The organism is Micromonospora sp. LZ37 (assembly GCF_059359015.1).
Genome location: NZ_JCADBL010000001.1, coordinates 778,006 through 795,590 on the forward strand (window position 1 = coordinate 778,006; position 17,585 = coordinate 795,590).

20 protein-coding genes, 1 tRNA gene and 1 pseudogene are annotated in these 17,585 nt (G+C 74.7%); 10 read left to right on the plus strand and 12 right to left on the minus strand.

The window, feature by feature from the left end:
* Positions 1-196: 196 nt before the first annotated feature.
* The 6 genes from AC5L3Z_RS03690 to AC5L3Z_RS03715 form a co-directional block, all read right to left on the minus strand.
* Positions 197-937 carry a hypothetical protein gene (locus tag AC5L3Z_RS03690; protein ID WP_494839446.1) on the minus strand — a complete coding sequence of 247 codons (741 nt, stop codon included), beginning with the start codon at positions 935-937 and terminating at the stop codon, positions 197-199.
* 76 nt (positions 938-1,013) lie between these two features.
* On the minus strand, positions 1,014-1,730 hold the full coding sequence (locus AC5L3Z_RS03695; protein WP_494839448.1) for a response regulator transcription factor: 717 nt from the start codon (positions 1,728-1,730) through the stop codon (positions 1,014-1,016).
* Entirely contained in the window at positions 1,700-2,890 is a 1,191-nt protein-coding gene (locus AC5L3Z_RS03700; RefSeq protein WP_494839449.1) for a hypothetical protein, read from the minus strand. The genes AC5L3Z_RS03695 and AC5L3Z_RS03700 overlap by 31 nt, the downstream gene beginning before the upstream one ends.
* Positions 2,880-4,055 (minus strand): sensor histidine kinase, encoded by a 1,176-nt coding sequence (locus AC5L3Z_RS03705; protein ID WP_494839450.1) that lies wholly within the window; start codon positions 4,053-4,055, stop codon positions 2,880-2,882. Before AC5L3Z_RS03705 ends, AC5L3Z_RS03700 begins: the two co-directional genes overlap by 11 nt.
* A 124-nt stretch (positions 4,056-4,179) precedes the next feature.
* The gene (locus tag AC5L3Z_RS03710) at positions 4,180-5,022 is read right to left on the minus strand and encodes an alpha/beta fold hydrolase (protein ID WP_494839452.1); all 843 of its coding nucleotides are present in this window, start codon (positions 5,020-5,022) and stop codon (positions 4,180-4,182) included.
* Between the two features lie 10 nt (positions 5,023-5,032).
* Positions 5,033-5,599, minus strand: a complete 567-nt coding sequence (locus AC5L3Z_RS03715) for a DUF4240 domain-containing protein (protein WP_334525691.1) — start codon at positions 5,597-5,599, stop codon at positions 5,033-5,035.
* Positions 5,600-5,707: 108 nt separating this feature from the next.
* Between AC5L3Z_RS03715 and AC5L3Z_RS03720 the strand changes: the two genes are divergently transcribed.
* The 4 genes from AC5L3Z_RS03720 to AC5L3Z_RS03735 are packed head-to-tail and all read left to right on the plus strand — an operon-like array spanning position 5,708 to position 7,464.
* Positions 5,708-6,070: a hypothetical protein gene (locus tag AC5L3Z_RS03720; protein ID WP_494839453.1), complete on the plus strand. Its 363-nt coding sequence runs from the start codon at positions 5,708-5,710 to the stop codon at positions 6,068-6,070.
* Between the two features lie 8 nt (positions 6,071-6,078).
* Positions 6,079-6,534: a hypothetical protein gene (locus AC5L3Z_RS03725; RefSeq protein WP_494839455.1), complete on the plus strand. Its 456-nt coding sequence runs from the start codon at positions 6,079-6,081 to the stop codon at positions 6,532-6,534.
* A gap of 35 nt (positions 6,535-6,569) precedes the next feature.
* Positions 6,570-7,139 carry an SMI1/KNR4 family protein gene (locus tag AC5L3Z_RS03730; RefSeq protein ID WP_494839456.1) on the plus strand — a complete coding sequence of 190 codons (570 nt, stop codon included), beginning with the start codon at positions 6,570-6,572 and terminating at the stop codon, positions 7,137-7,139.
* A gap of 28 nt (positions 7,140-7,167) precedes the next feature.
* Positions 7,168-7,464: a hypothetical protein gene (locus tag AC5L3Z_RS03735; protein WP_494839457.1), complete on the plus strand. Its 297-nt coding sequence runs from the start codon at positions 7,168-7,170 to the stop codon at positions 7,462-7,464.
* Between the two features lie 29 nt (positions 7,465-7,493).
* Here AC5L3Z_RS03735 and AC5L3Z_RS03740 read toward each other — a convergent pair whose 3' ends face one another.
* Positions 7,494-8,021 carry a hypothetical protein gene (locus AC5L3Z_RS03740; RefSeq protein ID WP_494839458.1) on the minus strand — a complete coding sequence of 176 codons (528 nt, stop codon included), beginning with the start codon at positions 8,019-8,021 and terminating at the stop codon, positions 7,494-7,496.
* A 174-nt stretch (positions 8,022-8,195) separates the two neighbouring features.
* On the opposite strand from AC5L3Z_RS03740, the gene AC5L3Z_RS03745 reads away from it, so the two are divergent.
* On the plus strand, positions 8,196-8,444 hold the full coding sequence (locus AC5L3Z_RS03745; protein WP_494839460.1) for a GntR family transcriptional regulator: 249 nt from the start codon (positions 8,196-8,198) through the stop codon (positions 8,442-8,444).
* Between the two features lie 322 nt (positions 8,445-8,766).
* On the opposite strand, the gene AC5L3Z_RS03750 is transcribed toward AC5L3Z_RS03745, so the two are convergent.
* Both AC5L3Z_RS03750 and AC5L3Z_RS03755 read right to left on the minus strand, forming a co-directional pair.
* Positions 8,767-9,171, minus strand: coding sequence for a hypothetical protein (locus AC5L3Z_RS03750; protein WP_494839461.1), 405 nt, complete (start codon positions 9,169-9,171; stop codon positions 8,767-8,769).
* A 214-nt stretch (positions 9,172-9,385) separates the two neighbouring features.
* Positions 9,386-9,458: transfer RNA gene (locus AC5L3Z_RS03755), tRNA-Arg, on the minus strand.
* A gap of 161 nt (positions 9,459-9,619) precedes the next feature.
* Here AC5L3Z_RS03755 and AC5L3Z_RS03760 point away from each other — a divergent pair.
* Complete coding sequence (locus tag AC5L3Z_RS03760; protein WP_494839462.1) at positions 9,620-10,300, plus strand: hypothetical protein; 681 nt, start codon at positions 9,620-9,622, stop codon at positions 10,298-10,300.
* Positions 10,301-10,309: 9 nt separating this feature from the next.
* Here the strand turns inward: AC5L3Z_RS03760 and AC5L3Z_RS03765 are convergent, their stop codons facing one another.
* The gene (locus AC5L3Z_RS03765) at positions 10,310-11,419 is read right to left on the minus strand and encodes an alpha/beta hydrolase (protein ID WP_494839463.1); all 1,110 of its coding nucleotides are present in this window, start codon (positions 11,417-11,419) and stop codon (positions 10,310-10,312) included.
* A gap of 106 nt (positions 11,420-11,525) precedes the next feature.
* A complete protein-coding gene (locus tag AC5L3Z_RS03770) occupies positions 11,526-11,948 on the minus strand; it encodes an HPF/RaiA family ribosome-associated protein (RefSeq protein WP_494839464.1) in 423 nt (140 codons plus the stop codon).
* 358 nt (positions 11,949-12,306) lie between these two features.
* Between AC5L3Z_RS03770 and ssb the strand changes: the two genes are divergently transcribed.
* From ssb to AC5L3Z_RS03785, 3 genes and pseudogenes are all read left to right on the plus strand, one after another.
* A complete protein-coding gene (gene ssb, locus AC5L3Z_RS03775) occupies positions 12,307-13,101 on the plus strand; it encodes a single-stranded DNA-binding protein (protein ID WP_494839466.1) in 795 nt (264 codons plus the stop codon).
* Between the two features lie 118 nt (positions 13,102-13,219).
* Positions 13,220-14,227: pseudogene (locus AC5L3Z_RS03780) on the plus strand (cobalamin biosynthesis protein); the annotation flags it as partial.
* Between the two features lie 89 nt (positions 14,228-14,316).
* The gene (locus AC5L3Z_RS03785; protein ID WP_494839467.1) at positions 14,317-15,864 is read left to right on the plus strand and encodes a cobyric acid synthase; all 1,548 of its coding nucleotides are present in this window, start codon (positions 14,317-14,319) and stop codon (positions 15,862-15,864) included.
* 509 nt (positions 15,865-16,373) lie between these two features.
* Here AC5L3Z_RS03785 and AC5L3Z_RS03790 read toward each other — a convergent pair.
* Positions 16,374-16,775 (minus strand): rhodanese-like domain-containing protein, encoded by a 402-nt coding sequence (locus AC5L3Z_RS03790; RefSeq protein WP_494839604.1) that lies wholly within the window; start codon positions 16,773-16,775, stop codon positions 16,374-16,376.
* Positions 16,776-16,887: 112 nt separating this feature from the next.
* Here AC5L3Z_RS03790 and AC5L3Z_RS03795 point away from each other — a divergent pair, with 112 nt between their 5' ends.
* On the plus strand, positions 16,888-17,562 hold the full coding sequence (locus AC5L3Z_RS03795; RefSeq protein WP_494839469.1) for a uridine kinase family protein: 675 nt from the start codon (positions 16,888-16,890) through the stop codon (positions 17,560-17,562).
* Positions 17,563-17,585 lie beyond the last annotated feature (23 nt).

The following is a 17,585-nucleotide window of genomic DNA, read 5'->3' on the forward strand; positions in this document are numbered from 1 at the left end:
GAGTGGGCGGGCTGGTGACCGGACCGTTCCCGGATCCGGGCATGTTGTCGTCCGCCGCCCCCACCGACCCGGGAACCACAACGGGCAGAGCGGCGGCCGAGCGCCCGGTCGGGCCCGGCGCCACCGCCGAAGTCGCCGCCCGGCGGTCGGGCCGAAGCCGCCGCCTGGTTGTCGCGCCGGTTGCGCGCGCCCCGGGTCAGCCCCCCACCGCGTCCCGCGTCGGCGTCGCGGGCATGCGGTAGTAGTCCTCCCGGGACAGGAACTCCACCGGCAGCGAGCCCGGCAGCGTCACCCGGGTCGCCCCGGCCAGCGGTACGGCCGCGGCCCGGCGGGCCAGCTCGTCCCGCTCCGGCGGGGAGAGCTCCACCACCTCGGGGTGGGTGAGCCGGTAGTCCGCCACCGATCGCCGGATCAGCCCGGCCAGCTCCGTCACCGTCCGGAGCGGGCCGCCCAGGGCGAGCGCGGGCTGCTGGATCGTCCGCAGCGCGTCGCAGACCACCAGCAGTTCGGCGTCGGGCTCCTCCGCCGCGAACCCGTCCCGCGTGGGGCCGGTGGCGGCCGGCGGCAGCTCCAGCCGGGACGGCCACTGCCAGCGGACCTGACCGCTGACCAGGCGGGACAGCCGGACGCCGCGCCGGTGCCGGGCGCCGCTCCGGCCGTCCCGCCCGGAGATCACGGAGAGTTCGGCATCGGTGCAGACGTAGGCCAACCGGCGGTCGGTGACCGTCACCGTCGCCGGGCCCGGCAGCATCCACTCACGACGGGAGGTGGTGGGCCCGAGCAGGCAGCCGGCCACCGGGGCACGGAACCGGCGCAGCACCCGCTCACCGGGCTCCGGGACCAGCTCGTAGCGTCGGTCCAGCACGGGCCGGAGCCCGTCGTCCGGCGCGTCGAACCGGTGCGGTGCGATGAAGAACGGGGACGCGTCCTCGCGCATCGTCACGACCTCCCGGGGGCAGTTGGCCTGCTGCCCGCAAGCCTTCCCGACCCCGCCGGGGCTGTCATGACACCCGTTAGGGGGTCGGCCGGTCGGTGGCCGCCTGCGACCGGTAGATGCCGATCTCCTCCGGCCGGACGAGCCCGTCCTCGATCGCCCGGGCCAGCAGCGCGGCCTTGGTGGCCGCCGGCCGCCCCGCCCGGGTGTACTTGATCCGCGCCCGGTCGACGTACTGCTTGACGGTGTGCTCGCTGATCCGCATCCGACGCGCCACCGACGCCTTCGACATCGACTGGAACCACAGCAGCAGCGCCTCGCGCTCCTTGTCCGACAACGCCGGCCGGTCCGGTCGCGGGTCGCCGACCATCGCCCCGGCCAGCGCCGGCGGCACGTACGGGAGGTCGCTCGCCGCGGCGAGCACGGTCGCCACGCAGTGTTCCCGTCCCTCGTGCTTGGCCAGGAACGCCGCCGCCCCGGCGTCCAGCGCGGCGAGCATCGTCGCCGGGTCGGTGTGCTCCGAGTAGACCACCACCCGCCGCCCGGCGGCGCTCAGCTCGGCCAGCTTGTCGATCACCATCCGCCCGTGCAGGCGCAGGTCCAGCAGGATCACGTCGGCCTCGGGGGCGGCCCGCAGCACCTGGTCCGGGTCGTCCCCGGTGGCCAGCACGCGCAGCCGGGGCTCCGTGGCCAGCCAGGCCCGCACCCCGTCGATGACCACCGGGTGATCGTCCACGATCGACACCCCGATCGGGCGGCCCCCGCTCACGTCCTCCGCCACCGGGTCTGCGTCCATCCGATCTCCCCGTCCCGTTCGCGCACGTGTTCCACCTGGCCGTCGTCGTCGGCGGGACCGGGCGGTCCGGTCGCCTGCGGACCGTCCACCGCGGGCGTGACCAGGCTGACCGCCACCTCGTCCGGGCCGGCGACCACGGTCAACCGGGCCCAGCCGGTCGCCTCGGCGAGGGCGGCGGTGGGCGCGTCGACCAGTCGCCGGCGAACCTGCACCGGCAGCGGCGGCGGGGTGCCGATGGCCACCAGTTCGATCGGCAGGCCGTTCCGCTCCGCCAGGTCCGCGGCGGCCCGCAGCTCGTGCAGCAGCGGGTCGGGCACGTCGTCGGACTCGGCGATCAGCCGGCGCAGCCGGGCGGCGGCGAGCACGCAGCGGCGCTGCACCCGCGGGTCGGCCGGGTCGGCCCGCCCGTCGGCCAACTCGGCCAGCACCTCCCCGGCGGCGCCGCCGACCAGGGCGAGCCGCTCCTGCCGGTCCCGCCGCGCCCGCTCGGCGGCGTCCCGATCGGCGGCGACGGCGAGGGCCGCGGCGGCGGTACCGGCCCGGCCCCGGGCGAGCGTGGCGATCACCGCCGCGCCGGTGAAGACCGCCACCTGCAGCGACGAGGTGCCGTAGACGTACATCGCGTAGCGGGCCAGGTCGGCGGGGGCGGTCGCGCCGTACCCGAGCAGCGCGCCCAGGGCGATCAGCGCGTGCCCGGCGAGCAGGGCGAGCAACCAGTGGACCCGCCGCCCCCAGAGCACCACCACGAAGAACCAGCCGAGCGTGCCCCACACCCAGTTGGCCGCGGTGACGAGGTGCGCCTGACCGGCGGCGGCGAAGACCGCCACGTCCACCGCCAGCAGCACCGCCAGCAGCGGCCCGACCGGCGCCGCGTGGCCGCGCAGCAGCCGCGCGCCGGCGTACCCGCCGGTCACGGCGACGGTCAGCCAGCCGGCGCCGACCACGACCGGCACGGCCAGTTCCGACCAGGCGCCCAGGACCGCCGGCAGGCCGATCACCGCGTGCCAGACCAGCGCGATGGCCACCGCGGCGATCCGGGCGCCCCGGTCCGAGGCCCGGGCCACGTCCACCCCCGCGCCGCCCTCGACCCCGACCGCCGGGGCCGCCACCCCGATCCGGGGTACGACGGCCGGTGCGGTCGCCTCGAGGTCAGCCGACATGCGGCCAGTCCAGCCGGATCCGGGTGCCCGCACCAGGGGCGGAGGTCACCTCGGCGCGCCCGCCCACCTCGCTCATCCGGCCGCGTACCGACTCGCGCAGCCCGTACCGGTGGGCCGGGACGGCGGCCGGGTCGAAGCCGGGACCGTCGTCGACCACCTCGACCACGACGGCGCCGGCGTCCCCGGACAGGCGCACCGTCGCGGTGGAGCCGGGCGCGTGCCGGGCCACGTTGGCCAGCGCGGCGGCGGTGGCGTCGGCGAGCGCGGCGGCGACCTCCGGGGGCGCTTCGCACGGCGTCAGGTCGGCCCGCACCGGCAGCTCGGGCCGGTCGGCGAGCACCGCCCGCAGCCGCTCGTCCACCGCCACCGGGCCGCCCGCCGGCGCGGACCGGGTGCCCGCCAGGTCGACGAGGGTACGCAGGTCCGCGGCGGCCCGCGCCCGCAGCAGCGCCGAGCCGGCCGGCACCGCGCCCAGCCCGACCATGGTGAGCGTGGACAGGAGGGTGTCGTGCAGGTCCCGGTTCTGCTCCCGCTCCGACTGCCGGGCGGCCCGGGCCACCAGCGCGTCCCGGCGCAGCCGCTGATAGTCGGCGAAGGCCCGGTCGGCGCGGCCGATCCACCGGCGCATCACCGCCGTCAGCATGGCCGCCAGGCCGGTCTGCGCCAGCAGGGTCGCCGCGTGCGCGGTCGCCTCGGTGGGGTTGCCGGCGGCCCCGGCGCCCGCCGCGTAGCCGACGGTCACCAGCAGCCCCGCCGGCACCGACCAGCGGGCCGGGGCGGTGGCCTGCGCGTTGATGACCGTGGTGCTGGCCAGCACCGCCACCCAGCTGCCCTCCCCGGGCAGCACCTCCGGCGCGACCAGGCGGGGGATGAGCAGGCAGGTCGCGGTGGTGAGCGCCACGTCGACGGCGACCAGCGCCGGACCGATGCCGACCCGCAGCGCCCGGCCGGCGTAGTGGACCGACCAGGCGGTCAGCACCGCCACGACGCCACAGAGCAGCGCGGTGTCCACCGGCGGGGTACGCACGGCCAGGGCGACCACCGCGCCGACCAGCCCGCAGGTGAGCCGCAGCAGCGCCGGGAGAGTGGTGAAGATCAGCTGGAACGCGCCGCCGGCCGGTCGGTCCAGCGACGGCGGCAGGGTCGGAGCGGATACGGCCGACATCGGGGAGGCGTCCTTCGGGCAGCGACCCGTCCGGGTCCGCACGGCGGTGCATCGACGCAGGAGAATAACACGGAACGGCGTCGTTGATCACCGTCCGTGCACGGCGCGTCGCCGGACGGATCGCTCAGCCGGCCCGCCGCCGGAGCCACTCCAACGCCGCCTCGCCGCCGGCCAGGACGGAGATGTGGCCGTCCTCCGGGCTCAGCCGCAGCTCCGCCGACGGGCAGGTACGGGCCAGCCAGCGGCCGTGGCCGGCGGGTACCAACCGGTCCCGCGCGCCGTGCAGGAGCAGGACCGGCGGCGTCACCTTCGCCGGGTCGAAGCCCCACGGGGTGACGTAGGCGATGTCGTCGTCGACCAGCCCGCCCAGGCCACCACGCACCGCCGGCCCCACGACGCTGTCGAACCAGGACCAGGGGCCGTGCAGCGCCGCCAGGTCGGCGGGGGTGAACTCCGGGTCGTACTCGACGCCGGACGTCTCGTACCGTTCCTTGGCCTCGCGGCCCTCGGCGGCGGCCCGCAGCGACGCCACCCCGGAGGCGGCCATGCCGGCGAACCAGTCCAACCCCGGGGCGTCGTACGGCGCCAGGCCGGCCCCGCTCACCACGCCGAGCACCCGCTCGGGCAGCAGCGCGCCGCAGGCCAGCGCGTGCGGCCCGCCGCCGGAGTGACCCAGGGTGGCGAACCGTCCGATGCCGAGGGCGTCGGCGACCCGGGCGGTGAGCTCGGCCGCCGAGGCCACGTCCCGGCCCGGCCGGCGGGTCGACCCGCCGTAACCCTGCCGGTCGTACGACACCCAGCGGATGCCGAGCCGGTCGGCGGCGGCAAAGAGCGGGGCGGGCGGAGCGCCGACGTTCGGCGTGCCGTGGTGCCAGAAGACGGCGAGCCGGTCGCCGTCACCGGGCCCGGTGTCGTAGACGTGCAGCCGGTGCCCGTCGGGCAGCACGAGATCGGTCTCGGTCACCATGCCGCTGACCCTAGGACCGGCCACCGGCGGGGATCAGCTCCTCCGGCCAGCCGGCCGGGTTGCTGACGGACTCGCGGGAGATGCCCGAACCGGTCTCCGGCCACTCCCCGAAGCGCTCCTGGTGCAGGTGGCCGAAGAAGTAGCACATCTCCTCGCAGTCGATGTCGAGCACCGCCATCGCCGGGTCGGCCCGGACCGCCTCGTAGTAGTCCCGGCCGAGGGCGACGATCCAGCCGCGGGCGTAGAGGAAGCCGTCGTCGGAGCCGTCGGTCACGTCGTGGATGTCGGCCCGGTCGATGTCGTGCAGCTTGCGTTCGAGCACCCGGTCGAGGTCGGTCAGCTCCCAGCTGGACAGCTCCGCGGAAAGGTCGCGCAGGGCGCCCAGGAACCGGTCGAGCCAGGCGTCGATCGGGTGGCCGGCACCCTCGTCGTCCTCCGGGTCACGGGTGAGCAGCGCGCGGCGCAGCGCCGCCGGCTCCGGGCCCAGCCGCTCCCAGGCGGTCTCGATCAGCGCCCAGAACCGGGCCTCGTCCGCCGCCGTCGGCCACTTCGGTGTCTGCTCAACCGTCTCGGTCACGCCGCGTACGGTAGCCGGCGGGTCCGACATCGCCGGGCGACGAGTGCCGGCGGGTGGTCGATGAGCGCGGCGGGCCCCGGCCGTACGGAGGCCGGTACAGTCCGCGACGTGGGCATGGACGTGGACATCTTCCTCGGGCCGATCGAGCCGGATCCTGCGTCCACCCTGGATGGGTTCGCGCCGGACGTGGCCGAGGTGCTCGGCCTCCACCTCGTCGAGGTGTCCGGCGACCCGCGGAGCTTCTACGGCCAGGGCGAGGACTTCCGCGCCTGGCTCCTCTTCCACCCCGAGAGCACCGAGCCCAGCCTCAGTCACCCCTTCATCCTGGAGCTCGGGGCCGGGATGGGCGAGGAGGCGGAGGTCGGCACCCGGGTGTACCAGCAGCTGGCCGACAGCGGCCGGTTCCGGGCGCTGCTGCTGTTGGACTCCGACTGCGTGCGGTCGACCCACTTCCCGTGCGAGAAATGGTGAATTCTCTGGTGTCCGCGATCGCGTGGTTGACCGTGGTTGACCGGAGCAGGGTTCGGGAGTTGGCGCGGCTGGCTCGGGAGTCGGCGTCTGCGCTCCGTGCGTACCTGAGCGAGCACGGCCGCGATCCGGGTGCACGGTACGACTGGTCCGGCTACTGCCTGGTGGATCTGCTGGACTACCTGGAGGCGCGGGGCGTCGACCTGGAGGAGTCGGAGTTCGCCGCCGAAGCGGTCGCCCTCAACGAGGCGGATGACCTGACCGTGCTGATCACGTCGGCGCACCGGAGGTTCCTGGACCGGCTCGATCCGGCCGGGCACCGCGAGGAGGAGCTGTCCGCCCACTTCGAGGAGCTGGGCAACGGCTTCGAGGAGAGCGGCATCGCCGGCCTGGACGGCCTGAAGCTGCTGCACGACAGCATCTCCCGACTACGGGACGACGAAGTGCTGCTGTTGCACGTCGGCTGACGCGGGGCAACCTGCGACGGTGGAGGCTGGTATCCATGGGTCCCAAGAGAACCGATCATGTCGACCCCGCGGACCTCGCCGCGCTCCGCGCGGCCTTTCAGGTCGACGACGGTGGTGAGTCGGCGCTGGGGTGGGAGGCCGTGCGCGCCTTCGAGGCGGAACACGGCGTCGTCCTGCCTGAGCCCTACCGAACGTTCGTCGCGGAGATCACCGACGGGTCGTACTCCGGGCCGCCGGAGTACGGGCTCGTCGGGCTGGCCGAGCTGCCCGACGACTGGGGTGACGACCGGCCGGAGCGGATCCTGAGCCGGCCCTTTCCGCTGACCTCCGGGTGGCTCTGGGAGGACGATCCGAGGCCGCTGGAGGAGATTGACCCGCTCCTCGAGCCGGTCTTCAACGACGGGTCGATCGTGCTGGGCACCGACGGATGCGGCATGTACTGGCACCTCGTCGTCACGGGCCCCCATCGCGGGCACATCTGGAACATCTGCGGTGAGGGCGCCACCCCCTTTGGCGCCGAATTCGGTTACACCACCGGCGAATCGGGATTCGTCGGATGGGTCCGGCACTGGGCCGCCCACAAGCCGTGGTTCGACGCCGAGTGACGCGCTGTCGCCCCCTTAAGGTGATTTCGTGATCGACATGGAGGTGCGGACGGAGCAGGGGGAGGTCGTCGCCCGGGGAGAGCGTGGCTTCGACTGGTCGCAGGAGTTGATCGACCTCGACCCGTCGGCGTACCCCATGCTCAGTGGGCTCTGCGCCTACCTCGACACGATGTTCAACGCCCGCCAACTGCGGCCGCTGGTCGACGAGTTGGACCGGTTGCCGGCGGGCGTCGCTCTGGATGACGAGACCCGGGCGGAGATCCGTCGACTCTGTTCGGTCACCCTGATGGAGCCCCACCGCTACCTGTGGTTCCTGGGCGACTGAGGGAGTGCGGTCCGGCTCGGGCGTGCGCCTTACGTCCAGCGCCCGTCGTTGCGGGTTGCCCTGGCGACCTCCAGCAGGTGGGCCAGTCGGTACCGCAACACCCGCGCCTGCCCGATCGACAGGACGAGGCTGGCTGCGGCAGCGCCCTCCACGCTGTTCAGGTTCACCATCGGCTCGGCGGCCGGGTGCAGGGCTTGCACAAGGGCCACGTCAAGAATGAACGCCTCCGGCCGGTCGGTGTCCGCGCGGCCGGAGCGGGAGCGATGCTGGCCCCGGTGGTGGCAGTCGTGTCGGTCGCACCAGCGCGGGTGGCCCGGCCCGAGCCGGTCAGCGAGGGTGCCGGTTGAGAACACGTGCAGGTAACCGCAGGGCCGGTTGGTTCCGGGCGCCATGCCGATCGGTTGGGTGTCCAGCCCGGCCCGGGCGCTCACGGCGGTCGCGTGGGTGAGGTGCGCGGTGCAGGTGTACGCGCAGGCGTCGAGCGAGTCGGCGGTGTAGAGCTCAATGCGGACTGTCGCAGGTTCTCCGCAGCTGGGCAGGGTGGGTAGGGTGCTCACGGGTCGCCTCCCGGGGCGATCAAGGCCCTCGGTCAGCGGCGCAATCGCTTGGCCGGGGGCCGCCTCTGTCTGACCATGACAAACGTACAGTCGATGTACGTCTAGTGGCTAGACGTCTAGTCAGTGGACAACCCCGAACATGTACAGATCATGTGCGTGCCTACGCTCTCGCCCATGACGAGCCCGCTGTCCAACGTGCCGCTCTATCGGCAGTTGGCAGACCTGCTCGCCAAGCAGATCGAGGAGGGCGAGCTGCGCCCGGGGCAGCCGTTGCCGAGCGAACTCCACTTGCAACAGACCTATGGCGTAGCCCGGGGCACCGTGCGGATGGCCATGCGCGAGCTACGTACGCGGGGCCTCGTCGTCACCGTCCACGCGCGGGGCACCTTCGTAGCCGGTCACCCCGAGGCCGAGCCGCAGTAGCGCCTGACCCCGGCTGACGCGGCTGTGCCTGGCCATGTCGAAGATCAGCCCTGATCGGCGTACAGCCGAACTTAGCGACAAGCGAGACTTCGTGAGGGAGATCGAGCGGAGAGCCGCCAGTTCGTCTCCATCCGTCGGATAGGCGCCGAGAACTGCGGAGGCCGGTCGGGGTCAAGAGTGGCGCCGCAGGCCGGCGGCGTGCCGACGCGTAGCGCCGGCATCGTGGCCGGCTGGTCGTGCTCCTGGCCAGCCCGTCCGTGGTTGTCGGGGCGTCGTCGGCGGCTGCGGCTGTCCTTGGCTGTATGGATGGCTGTATGACCGGTCAGCGGTCGGCCATCTGATCCGTGCCGCTGTCGTAGCGACGAACGACGAAGCGGATCTGGGGGTATGAGCCGCCCTCCGTGCTGAGGGTCGCCGTCACCAGGATGCCGCCTTCTTCCAGGGAGTACGTCAGTGAGAACTGAAACTGCTCGTCCTCCTCGAACACAACGTCCTCACCGGCGTGGAATCGTTCGATCAGCCCGCGGACAGCTTCGACCTCCTCGCCGGTGATGGTCGTCTCGGCCTGCGCGATGAACGGGTGGGCCCTGACCTCGAACAGGGCATCTTGCCAACTACTCATGCTGAGGTCTGCAACCTGTCGGCCGTAGGGCGGCCTCAGGGTGATTCGGAATCGGCTGTCGCCATCGTGTAGGTCAAGCAGCGCTGAGCCTGGATCGTCGGCCACCCGAGGACCATAACGTCTCGGGTTGGCTTGAGTTTCGTGGCAACCAGTGGCGCCTGAACACCTATGCCCACGTCCTGCCGCAGATCGAGCGGGCCGCCGTGGATGAGGTCGCGAAGCACCTCATCGGCTGACTTGGCTGTACGAATGGCTGTACGGAGGGCGCGGTGATCGACGGGGCCGGGCGCGCCAAGCCGCTGACCTACGGTGAGATAGGTGCGCCCGGCAGGATTCGAACCTGCGGCCTTGGGATTAGAAGTCCCCTGCTCTATCCGCTGAGCTACGGGCGCGCGCGTGGCTGTCGCGCCAAGAGACTACCGCCGTCCCCCGGGCGAGCGGGGGAACGGGTGGCCGTTCCGGGCGTCGATGATCAGCGTGACACGCCACCCCGCCGGTGGTCACCCGGGTTCTGCGGAACGGGGGCGACAGTCAGGCCCGTACCCTCGGGTTCGTGCTGCTGGAACCGGATGCCGAGAACGAGGTCGCCTACGAGCTGTGCCAGCTCCTGGGGCGCGCGATCCTGCCGATCGGCCCGGCCGACGCGGCGGGCACGGCGTTCTTCCTCGACGGTGAGGCGGGGGAGTACCTGCTGACCGCCGACGTCCTCACCCGGGTCGAGGTGGGCGAGATCGGGCTGCGGGCGAGCGTCACCGAGCCGGCCGGGGTGGCCGCCGACGCGGTGGTGCTGGCCGACTTCCCCGCGCGGTGGGCGCACCGCTCCGACGTCGGGGCGGCGGCCATGCCGACCGCCGGCCTGCACGCCTACGCCGACGAGCATGGCTGGCGGTGGCGTACCCAGTCGGTGCCGGATGCGGTGGCGGTCCGGGCGGACGAGGTCGCCGGGCTCGGCGCGGAGCCGGTCAGCGCCTTCGTGCTGGCGGTCGGGGTCGGCGAGGACGGGTCGCGGCCGTTGGAGGTGGCGGTCGAGCGGGCGGTCCGCACCGACGACGGCGGTCTGCGGGTCACCGCCGCGCTCCCCGCCGGCTACGTCGGTGCGCCGGTCTTCGGGGTACGGGCCGACGAGGCGGGACAGGTCGGGCTGCGCTGCCTGGGCCTGGTGCTGCCCGGGGAGGGCGGCCACCCGCTCGCCACCCTCGACCGGATCGTCGCGGCGCTGCCGCCCGCGCGCTGAGCCCGGCGGTCAGCCGCCCTGCGGGAGCGCCTCCGCTCGGTCGCCGTCCTCGGTGGGGGTCCGGCCGGCGGGTGCGACCGGCGTCCTGACCGCCGCGTCGCCGTCCGTCGTGCCGGGACCGGCCTCCGCCGGGGCCGGGCCGGCCATCGAGCTGGGGGCGGCGGACGTCGGGCCGGCCCCGAGGAACGCCTCGGCCCACCGTCCGACCTCGGCGAAGACCTTCTCCCGTACGGCGGGGCCGGAGAGCGTCAGGTCGTGCTTGCCGCCGTCGAAGCGGGCCAGCGTGACGTGGTGGCCGAGCCGGGGCGCCCAGCGGACCATGTGCTCCACGTCGAGCACGGCGTCGGCGAGCGCCGCCGAGTCGTGCCACTTGGTGCCCCGGAAGCTCCGGGTCGAGCAGGCCAGCAGCACCGGCACCCGGATGTCGAGACCGGCGCGAAGCCGGCGCTGGGCGGTGCGGATGGCGTTGACCCAGCCGGCCCGGACGGGGAACCCGGCGAGCGGCTTCCACGCCAGGTCGTACGTCCACTCGCCGCGGTGGTCGGCGTGCAGGCTCTCGCCGTACACGGTGCCCAGGCCGAAGGGGAGGACCCGGTGCGGCGCGCGGCGGCCCAGCCGGGAGACGGCGGCCGCGAGGGGTCGACGGACCGCCCAGGGCGCGTTGAGGTCGAAGAAGGGGCTGTTGAGGAAGAGCCCGTCGACCAGGCCGGCGTCGCGTCGGGCGTCGGCCCAGAGCGAGGTGATCAGGCCGCCGGTGGAGTGACCCATGACGAGCAGGGTGTCGTGCCCGTCGTCCTGGCGGATGATCTGCGCGGCGGCGTCCAGCTCGGGGAAGTAGTCGCTGAGGTCGCGGCAGAAGTTCGGGGTCTGGTGCGGCAGCAGGCTGCGCCCGTACTTGCGCAGGTCGAGCGCGTAGAAGTCCCAGCCGCGCTCGGCGAAGAAGTCGGCCAGGTGGGTCTGGAAGAAGTAGTCGACGAAGCCGTGCACGTAGAGCACGGCCCGCCCGGTGGGTCGGTCGGCGCGGCGGCGGACCAGGGTGGCGACCACCGGCCCCTCGTCGTCGGTGCCCAGGTCGATCGTCTGCCGCTCGTACGGCGGCCCCAGCACGTCCTGTTCCACGACCGCGACGGTACGCGCGCCAGCTACCCGGCGGTAGCCCCCGGCGGCGCCCAGCCGTCCGCCCCGCCCGGGCGCACCGCACGGACGGGAGCGGACGATCGTCTTCTCAGACCGTCTCGGCGTCGACCCGGTCGGCGTCGCCGTCGGCGTCCGCCACCTGGCTGGGCCCGGGCTGGCCCAGCTCGCGGAGGTGCTTGTTGTGCCGCGGCTCCTGCTTGGTCTTGGCGTCGTTGAGCCGCCGGCGCAGGTCGTCGCGGGCGTCGTTGAGCGCCGCCCGCAGGTCCTCCTCGCTGGAGGTGGTGACGATCTTCTGCCGCCCGGCGATCCAGCACTCCAGGGTGACCTTCTGCCCCCGCGCCTCGCGGTCCTTGACCGACACCTCCAGCTCGGTGGCGTCGGCGTGGAAGGCGGCCAGCCGCGCGTCCAGGGTGGCGAACTGCTCGACGATCCAGTTCCGGTCGCCCTGGGAGAAGCCCGCGCCCATCCGCAGGCACTCGGCCACGGTCGCCGGGTTCGCCACCGCGCTCATCGCCGCACCTCCCGCTCGGTGCGGACGGGGCCGGTCGTACGAAGCGGGATGCGAATCATCATCGCTGGCCTTTCTCGTCGGACGTCGTGCCGTGGTGTGGCTCGGTTGATCAACTACATACCCAGTCGGGGTCGACCTCACTCCGACCGGCCCGGTCCCGATCCTGGTGGCGCGGCGGATGGCGACCCTTGATCGGTCTGCCCTAGCACACCGGGACCGTGATCAGGTCTTTGTCCACAGCCGGTCCCGTCGTCCACAGCCCGGCGCCGCCCGGTCGCGCCGAGGGGACGCCTCCGGCCAGGCTCGGCCCGAGTCGACTCGCCACGGCAGGCTTTCTCCAGACCCCTGGGAGGGGACCATGTTCGACACCTACGTCACGATCGTCGGCAACGTGCTGACGGCACCGGAGTGGCGCCGCACCACCCAGAGCAACACCCTGGTGGCCAACTTCAAGGTCGCCTCGACGGCCCGCCGACTCGACCGGGACAGCGGTCGCTGGGTGGACGGCAACAGCCTGCGGGTCCGGGTCAACTGCTGGCGCAAGCTGGCCGAGGGGGTGGCTGCCTCGGTGATGGTCGGCGACCCGGTGGTGGTGGCGGGGCGGCTCTACACCCGCGACTGGACCGACGACGCGGGCAACCACCGCACCCTCTACGAGCTGGAGGCGGTGGCGGTCGGCCACGACCTGTCCCGGGGCCGCGCCCGCTTCCTGCGCAACCGGCCCGGCCTGACGACGAGCACCGTCGAGGACGCCGAGGCGGCCACCCGGGTGCACGGCGAGCCGACCGAACCGGTGCCCCACGAGCAGGCCCCCGCCTCGCCGGACGACCGGCCGTTCGACGAGGAGTTCGAGCTGGCCGGCTTCGGCGCACCGCGCGCCGACGCCACCGGTTTCGCGCCGCCGGCCGACTCCTTCGACCATGAGGCCGACGCCGACGCCGACGACGACCTCGGGGCCGACGCCGACGACGCCGGTGTCGACGACGACCCCGGGGCGGGCGGCGACGACCTCGACCCGCTCGCCGCGGACGACGAGGGGACGGGGGACGGCGCGGCGACGGGTGCGGCCGGCGAGCTGGACCCGACGCCGGAGGAGACCGCCGGCCCGTCGTCCGGCCGGGGCCGGCGGGGCCGGGTGCCGGTGCCGGCCTGACGGCCGCGCCACAGCGGGAGCGTGGGCGTCCGGTTCCGGGGCGTACGGACGGGGGCGGGGCGGCGACGGTGAGTCGCCCCGCCGTACGGCTAGGCTGGCCGGCCGGAGGTGGTGAGCGGTGCGGCAGGCGACCGCCGTGGCGAACGCGGCAGGGCTGGTGGCGGGGTACGCCCTGGACAGCGTCTTCGGCGATCCGCGCCGGTGGCACCCGGTGGCCGGTTTCGGCCGGACCGCCGGCGCCCTGGAGCGCCGGGTCTACCGACCCGACCGGGCGGCCGGGAGCCTCTTCACCGCCGTCGCGGTCGGAGCGCCGGTGCTGCTCGGCGTCGCCGCGACCCTGGCGACCCGCCGCCACCCGGTGGCCCGGGCCGCGCTGATGGCGGCCGGCACCTGGACGGTGCTCGGCGGGCGCACGCTGCGGCACGAGGCCGGCGTGATGGGCTCGGCCCTGCGCGCCGGTGACCTGCCGGCGGCCCGCGGGCGGCTGGGCCACCTCTGCGGGCGGGACCCGTCCACGCTCGACGAGGCGGAGCTGGCCCGGGCCACCGTCGAGTCGGTGGCCGAGAACACCTCCGACGCCGTGGTCGCGCCGCTGGTCTGGGGCGCGCTCGCCGGGCTGCCCGGACTGCTCGGCTACCGGGCGGCGAACACCCTGGACGCGATGGTCGGCCACCGCTCGCCGCGCTACGCCCGGTTCGGCACCCCGGCCGCCCGCCTCGACGACGTGCTCAACCTGGCGCCGGCCCGGTTGACCGGCCTGCTCACCATCGCCGTCGCCCCGGTCGCCCACGGCGACCGGGCCCGCGCCTGGCGGGTCTGGCGCCGGGACCGCGACGACCACCCCAGCCCCAACGCCGGCCAGTGCGAGGCGGCGATGGCCGGCGCCCTGGGAGTCCGGCTCGGTGGGCGCAACCGGTACTTCGGCCGCTCCGAGGTGCGCCCCTTCCTCGGCGACGGGCCGCGCCCGGAGGCGCGGCACCTGAAGCGGGCCGCCCGCATCTCCGGCGCCGTCGGCCTCGCCGCCCTCGGTCTCACCGCGGCCTGGCCGCTTACCGCCGGTCGGCTGGTCTCCGCCGTCGGCCGGCGCGCCCTGCGCGCGGCTCTGCCCAGGGTCGCGGCCGGACGGGGCGGCGGGCCGCGTACCGGGGCCGGCGGTGCCGACCGGCCCGGTGCCGCCACGGGCGGCCCGGCGCGCGCCGGGCGGGGGCGGGTCCGGTGAGCGGCGGGCTGCTCGTCGCCGGGACCACCTCCGACGCCGGCAAGAGCGTGCTCACCGCGGGCATCTGCCGCTGGCTGCACCGCCGGGGCGTCAAGGTGGCGCCGTTCAAGGCCCAGAACATGTCCAACAACTCCGCAGTGGTGGTCGGCCCCGACGGGCGGGGCGGCGAGCTCGGCCGGGCGCAGGCGATGCAGGCCGCCGCCTGCGGGCTCGACCCGGATCTGCGGTTCAACCCGGTCCTGCTCAAGCCGGGCAGCGACCTGGCCAGCCAGGTGGTGCTGCTCGGTGAGGCGGTGGACACGGTCACCGCCGGCAACTTCCGCGAGCTGCGACCGAAGCTCGCCGAGACCGCGTACGCGGCGCTGGCCGAGCTGCGTGAGCAGTACGAGGTGGTGATCTGCGAGGGCGCCGGCAGCCCCGCCGAGATCAACCTCCGGGCCGGGGACTACGTGAACATGGGGCTGGCCCGGCACGCCGGGCTGCCCACCATCGTGGTCGGCGACATCGACCGGGGCGGGGTGTTCGCCTCGATGTTCGGCACGGTCGCCCTGCTCGACTCCGCCGACCAGGCGCTCGTCGCCGGTTTCGTGATCAACAAATTCCGGGGTGACCTCGGGCTGCTCCGGCCCGGGCTGGACATGCTGCACCGGGTCACCGGCCGCCCCACCTACGGGGTGCTGCCCTGGCACCTCGACCTGTGGCTCGACGCCGAGGACTCCCTCGCGTACGGGCGGGTGCTCGGCCGGCCCGCCGCCCCGCACGGCACCGACTGGCTGGACGTGGCGGTGGTCCGGCTGCCCCGGATCAGCAACGCCACCGACGTCGAGGCGCTCGCCACCGAGCCCGGCGTCCGGGTCCGGCTCACCGTCGAGCCGGCCGAGCTGGCCGCCGCCGACCTGGTGGTGCTGCCCGGCTCGAAGTCCACCGTCGCCGACCTGGCCTGGCTGCGGGAGACCGGCCTCGCCGACGCCGTCACCGCGCACGTCGCCGCCGGCAAGCCGCTGCTCGGCATCTGCGGCGGTTTCCAGATGCTCGGCCGGGCCATCCACGACCCGGTGGAGAGCCGCCGGGGCAGCGTCCCCGGGCTCGGCCTGCTCCCCACGGAGATCACCTTCAACCCGCGCAAGACCGTGCGCCAGGCCGTCGGCGTCGCCGCCGCTACCGGCGTCCCGGTCCGCGGCTACGAGATCCACCACGGGTACGTCTCGACCGCCGACCCCGACCTGCCCCCGCTGCTGACCTACGCCGACGGCACCGGCGAGGGGGCCCGGCTGGGCGCGGTGCACGGCACCCACTGGCACGGCGCGTTCGAGTCCGACGAGTTCCGCCGCGGCTTCCTTACCGAGGTGGCCGCCCGCGCCGGGCGGCACGGCTTCCGGGTCGCCCCGGACACCGCCTTCGCCGCCGCCCGCGAGCGCTCCCTGGACCTCCTCGGCGACCTGGTCGAGGAGCACCTGGACACCGGGGCGCTCTGGCGGCTCATCGAGAACGGACCCCCCGCCGGTCTGCCGTTCATCCCGCCGGGCGCCCCACCGACAAGCTGACCCGCGGCCGGCGCCGAGCCGGTGACGCGCCTGCGGCCCACGAAGCTGGCATGCGAGGGCCTGGCGCGGCTGCCTTTGCAATGCCGCATCTGGCTGCCCGGGGAGTCCGCGCGGCGGATGCTTCGACATGCGCCACGAGCAGGAGTCGCTGCCCGGGTTGTCAGGTGGCGCGGCGCGGAGGGAAGTGCCGCCACGAGCGTGATACCTCAGAGGTATCAAGATGCCTGTGAGGTATCACGCTCGAAGCAGTACATGCCTTCGGGCCCGGTCGTCGGCGGGAGCGGACGGCGGCACCCGTGAGGCCGGTCGGGCGGGGACGTCGGCAGGCCGGGCGGCCGGGAGGTAGGACGGCGGGGCGGCCGGTCGGGCGCGGACGACGCTGGGTGCCGGCGGAAGGCCGGGAGCCGGGCGGTGAGAGGCCGGGGCGGTGAGAGGCCGGGTCGCCGGGGCGGCGGGGTGGCGGCCAGGGGCGTTGAGAGGCCGGGTCGCCGGGGCGGCGGGGTGGTCGGTCAGGGGCGGACGTCGGCGGGCTCGTCGGAGAAGGGCAGCCCCGCCTCCCGCCACGCCTGCACCCCGCCGATCATGTCGGTCGCGTTGCGCAGCCCCAACGCCTGCAGGCTCGCCGCTGCCAGGCTGGAGGCGTAGCCGTGCCGGCACACCACCACGATCTCCCGGTCGTACCCGGTGGCCTCGGGGATGCGCCAGGCGCTGGCCGGGTCCAGCCGCCACTCCAGCACCGTCCGGTCGATGACGATCGCGCCGGGCAGGTCGCCCTGCTCGCGGCGCTGGAGCTCGGAGCGGGTGTCGACCAGCAGCGCTCCGGCCCGTACCGCCTCCACCGTCTCCTGCGGACTCAACCGGCGCAGCCCGGCCCGAGCCTGTTCGAGCAGGGCGTCCACGCCGGGGCTCATCACGTCATGCAGCACGTCCAGATCATGCCGCCCACCGGGGGCGGTCGCGTGCGGAACGGCCGCCGCGACGCCGGAACCAGGCTGACGGGGGACACCCGCTAGCGTCGGTCGGGTGACGGTGACGGTGGCGGTGGTCGAGGCGTACGCCGGGCTGGCCCGGCGGCTGCTGGCCCGGCCGGCGCGGTTGGGGCGTACCCGGCTGGTGGCCGTCGACGGCCCGAGCGGCGCGGGCAAGAGCGTCTTCGCGACGCGCCTCGCGGACGCCCTCGCCGCGCTGCCCGGCGGGGCGCCGCCGCCCGTGGTGCACACCGACGACCTGCTCGGCGGGTGGGACGACCAGTTCACCTTCTGGACCCGGCTGGAGGAGTGCGTGCTCGCGCCGTTGCGGGCCGGCCGGCCCGGGGCGTACCACCGGTACAGCTGGGTGCGGCGGGCCTTCCTGCCCCGGGCGGTGCCGGTGCCGGTGGCGCCGGTGCTGCTGGTGGAGGGGGTGAGCGCGGCGCGGGCGGCGGTCCGGCCGGAGCTGAGCCTCGCGGTCTACGTGACCGCCCCGGCGCGGCTGCGGCTGTCCCGCGCGCTGCGGCGCGACGGCCCCGCCATCCTGCCCGAGCTGCGTCGCTGGCACGCCGGGGAGCGGGAGCACTTCGCCGCCGACGCCACCGCCGCCCACGCCGACCTGGTGGTCGACGGCGCGCCGGCGCTGCCGCACGACGCCCGGCACTACTTCGTCCACCGGGTGGGGGGTGCCACCAGCGGCGCCGTGGCCTGGCCGGATACGGCCAGGTAAGGCCGGCATACGATGCCGGTCAT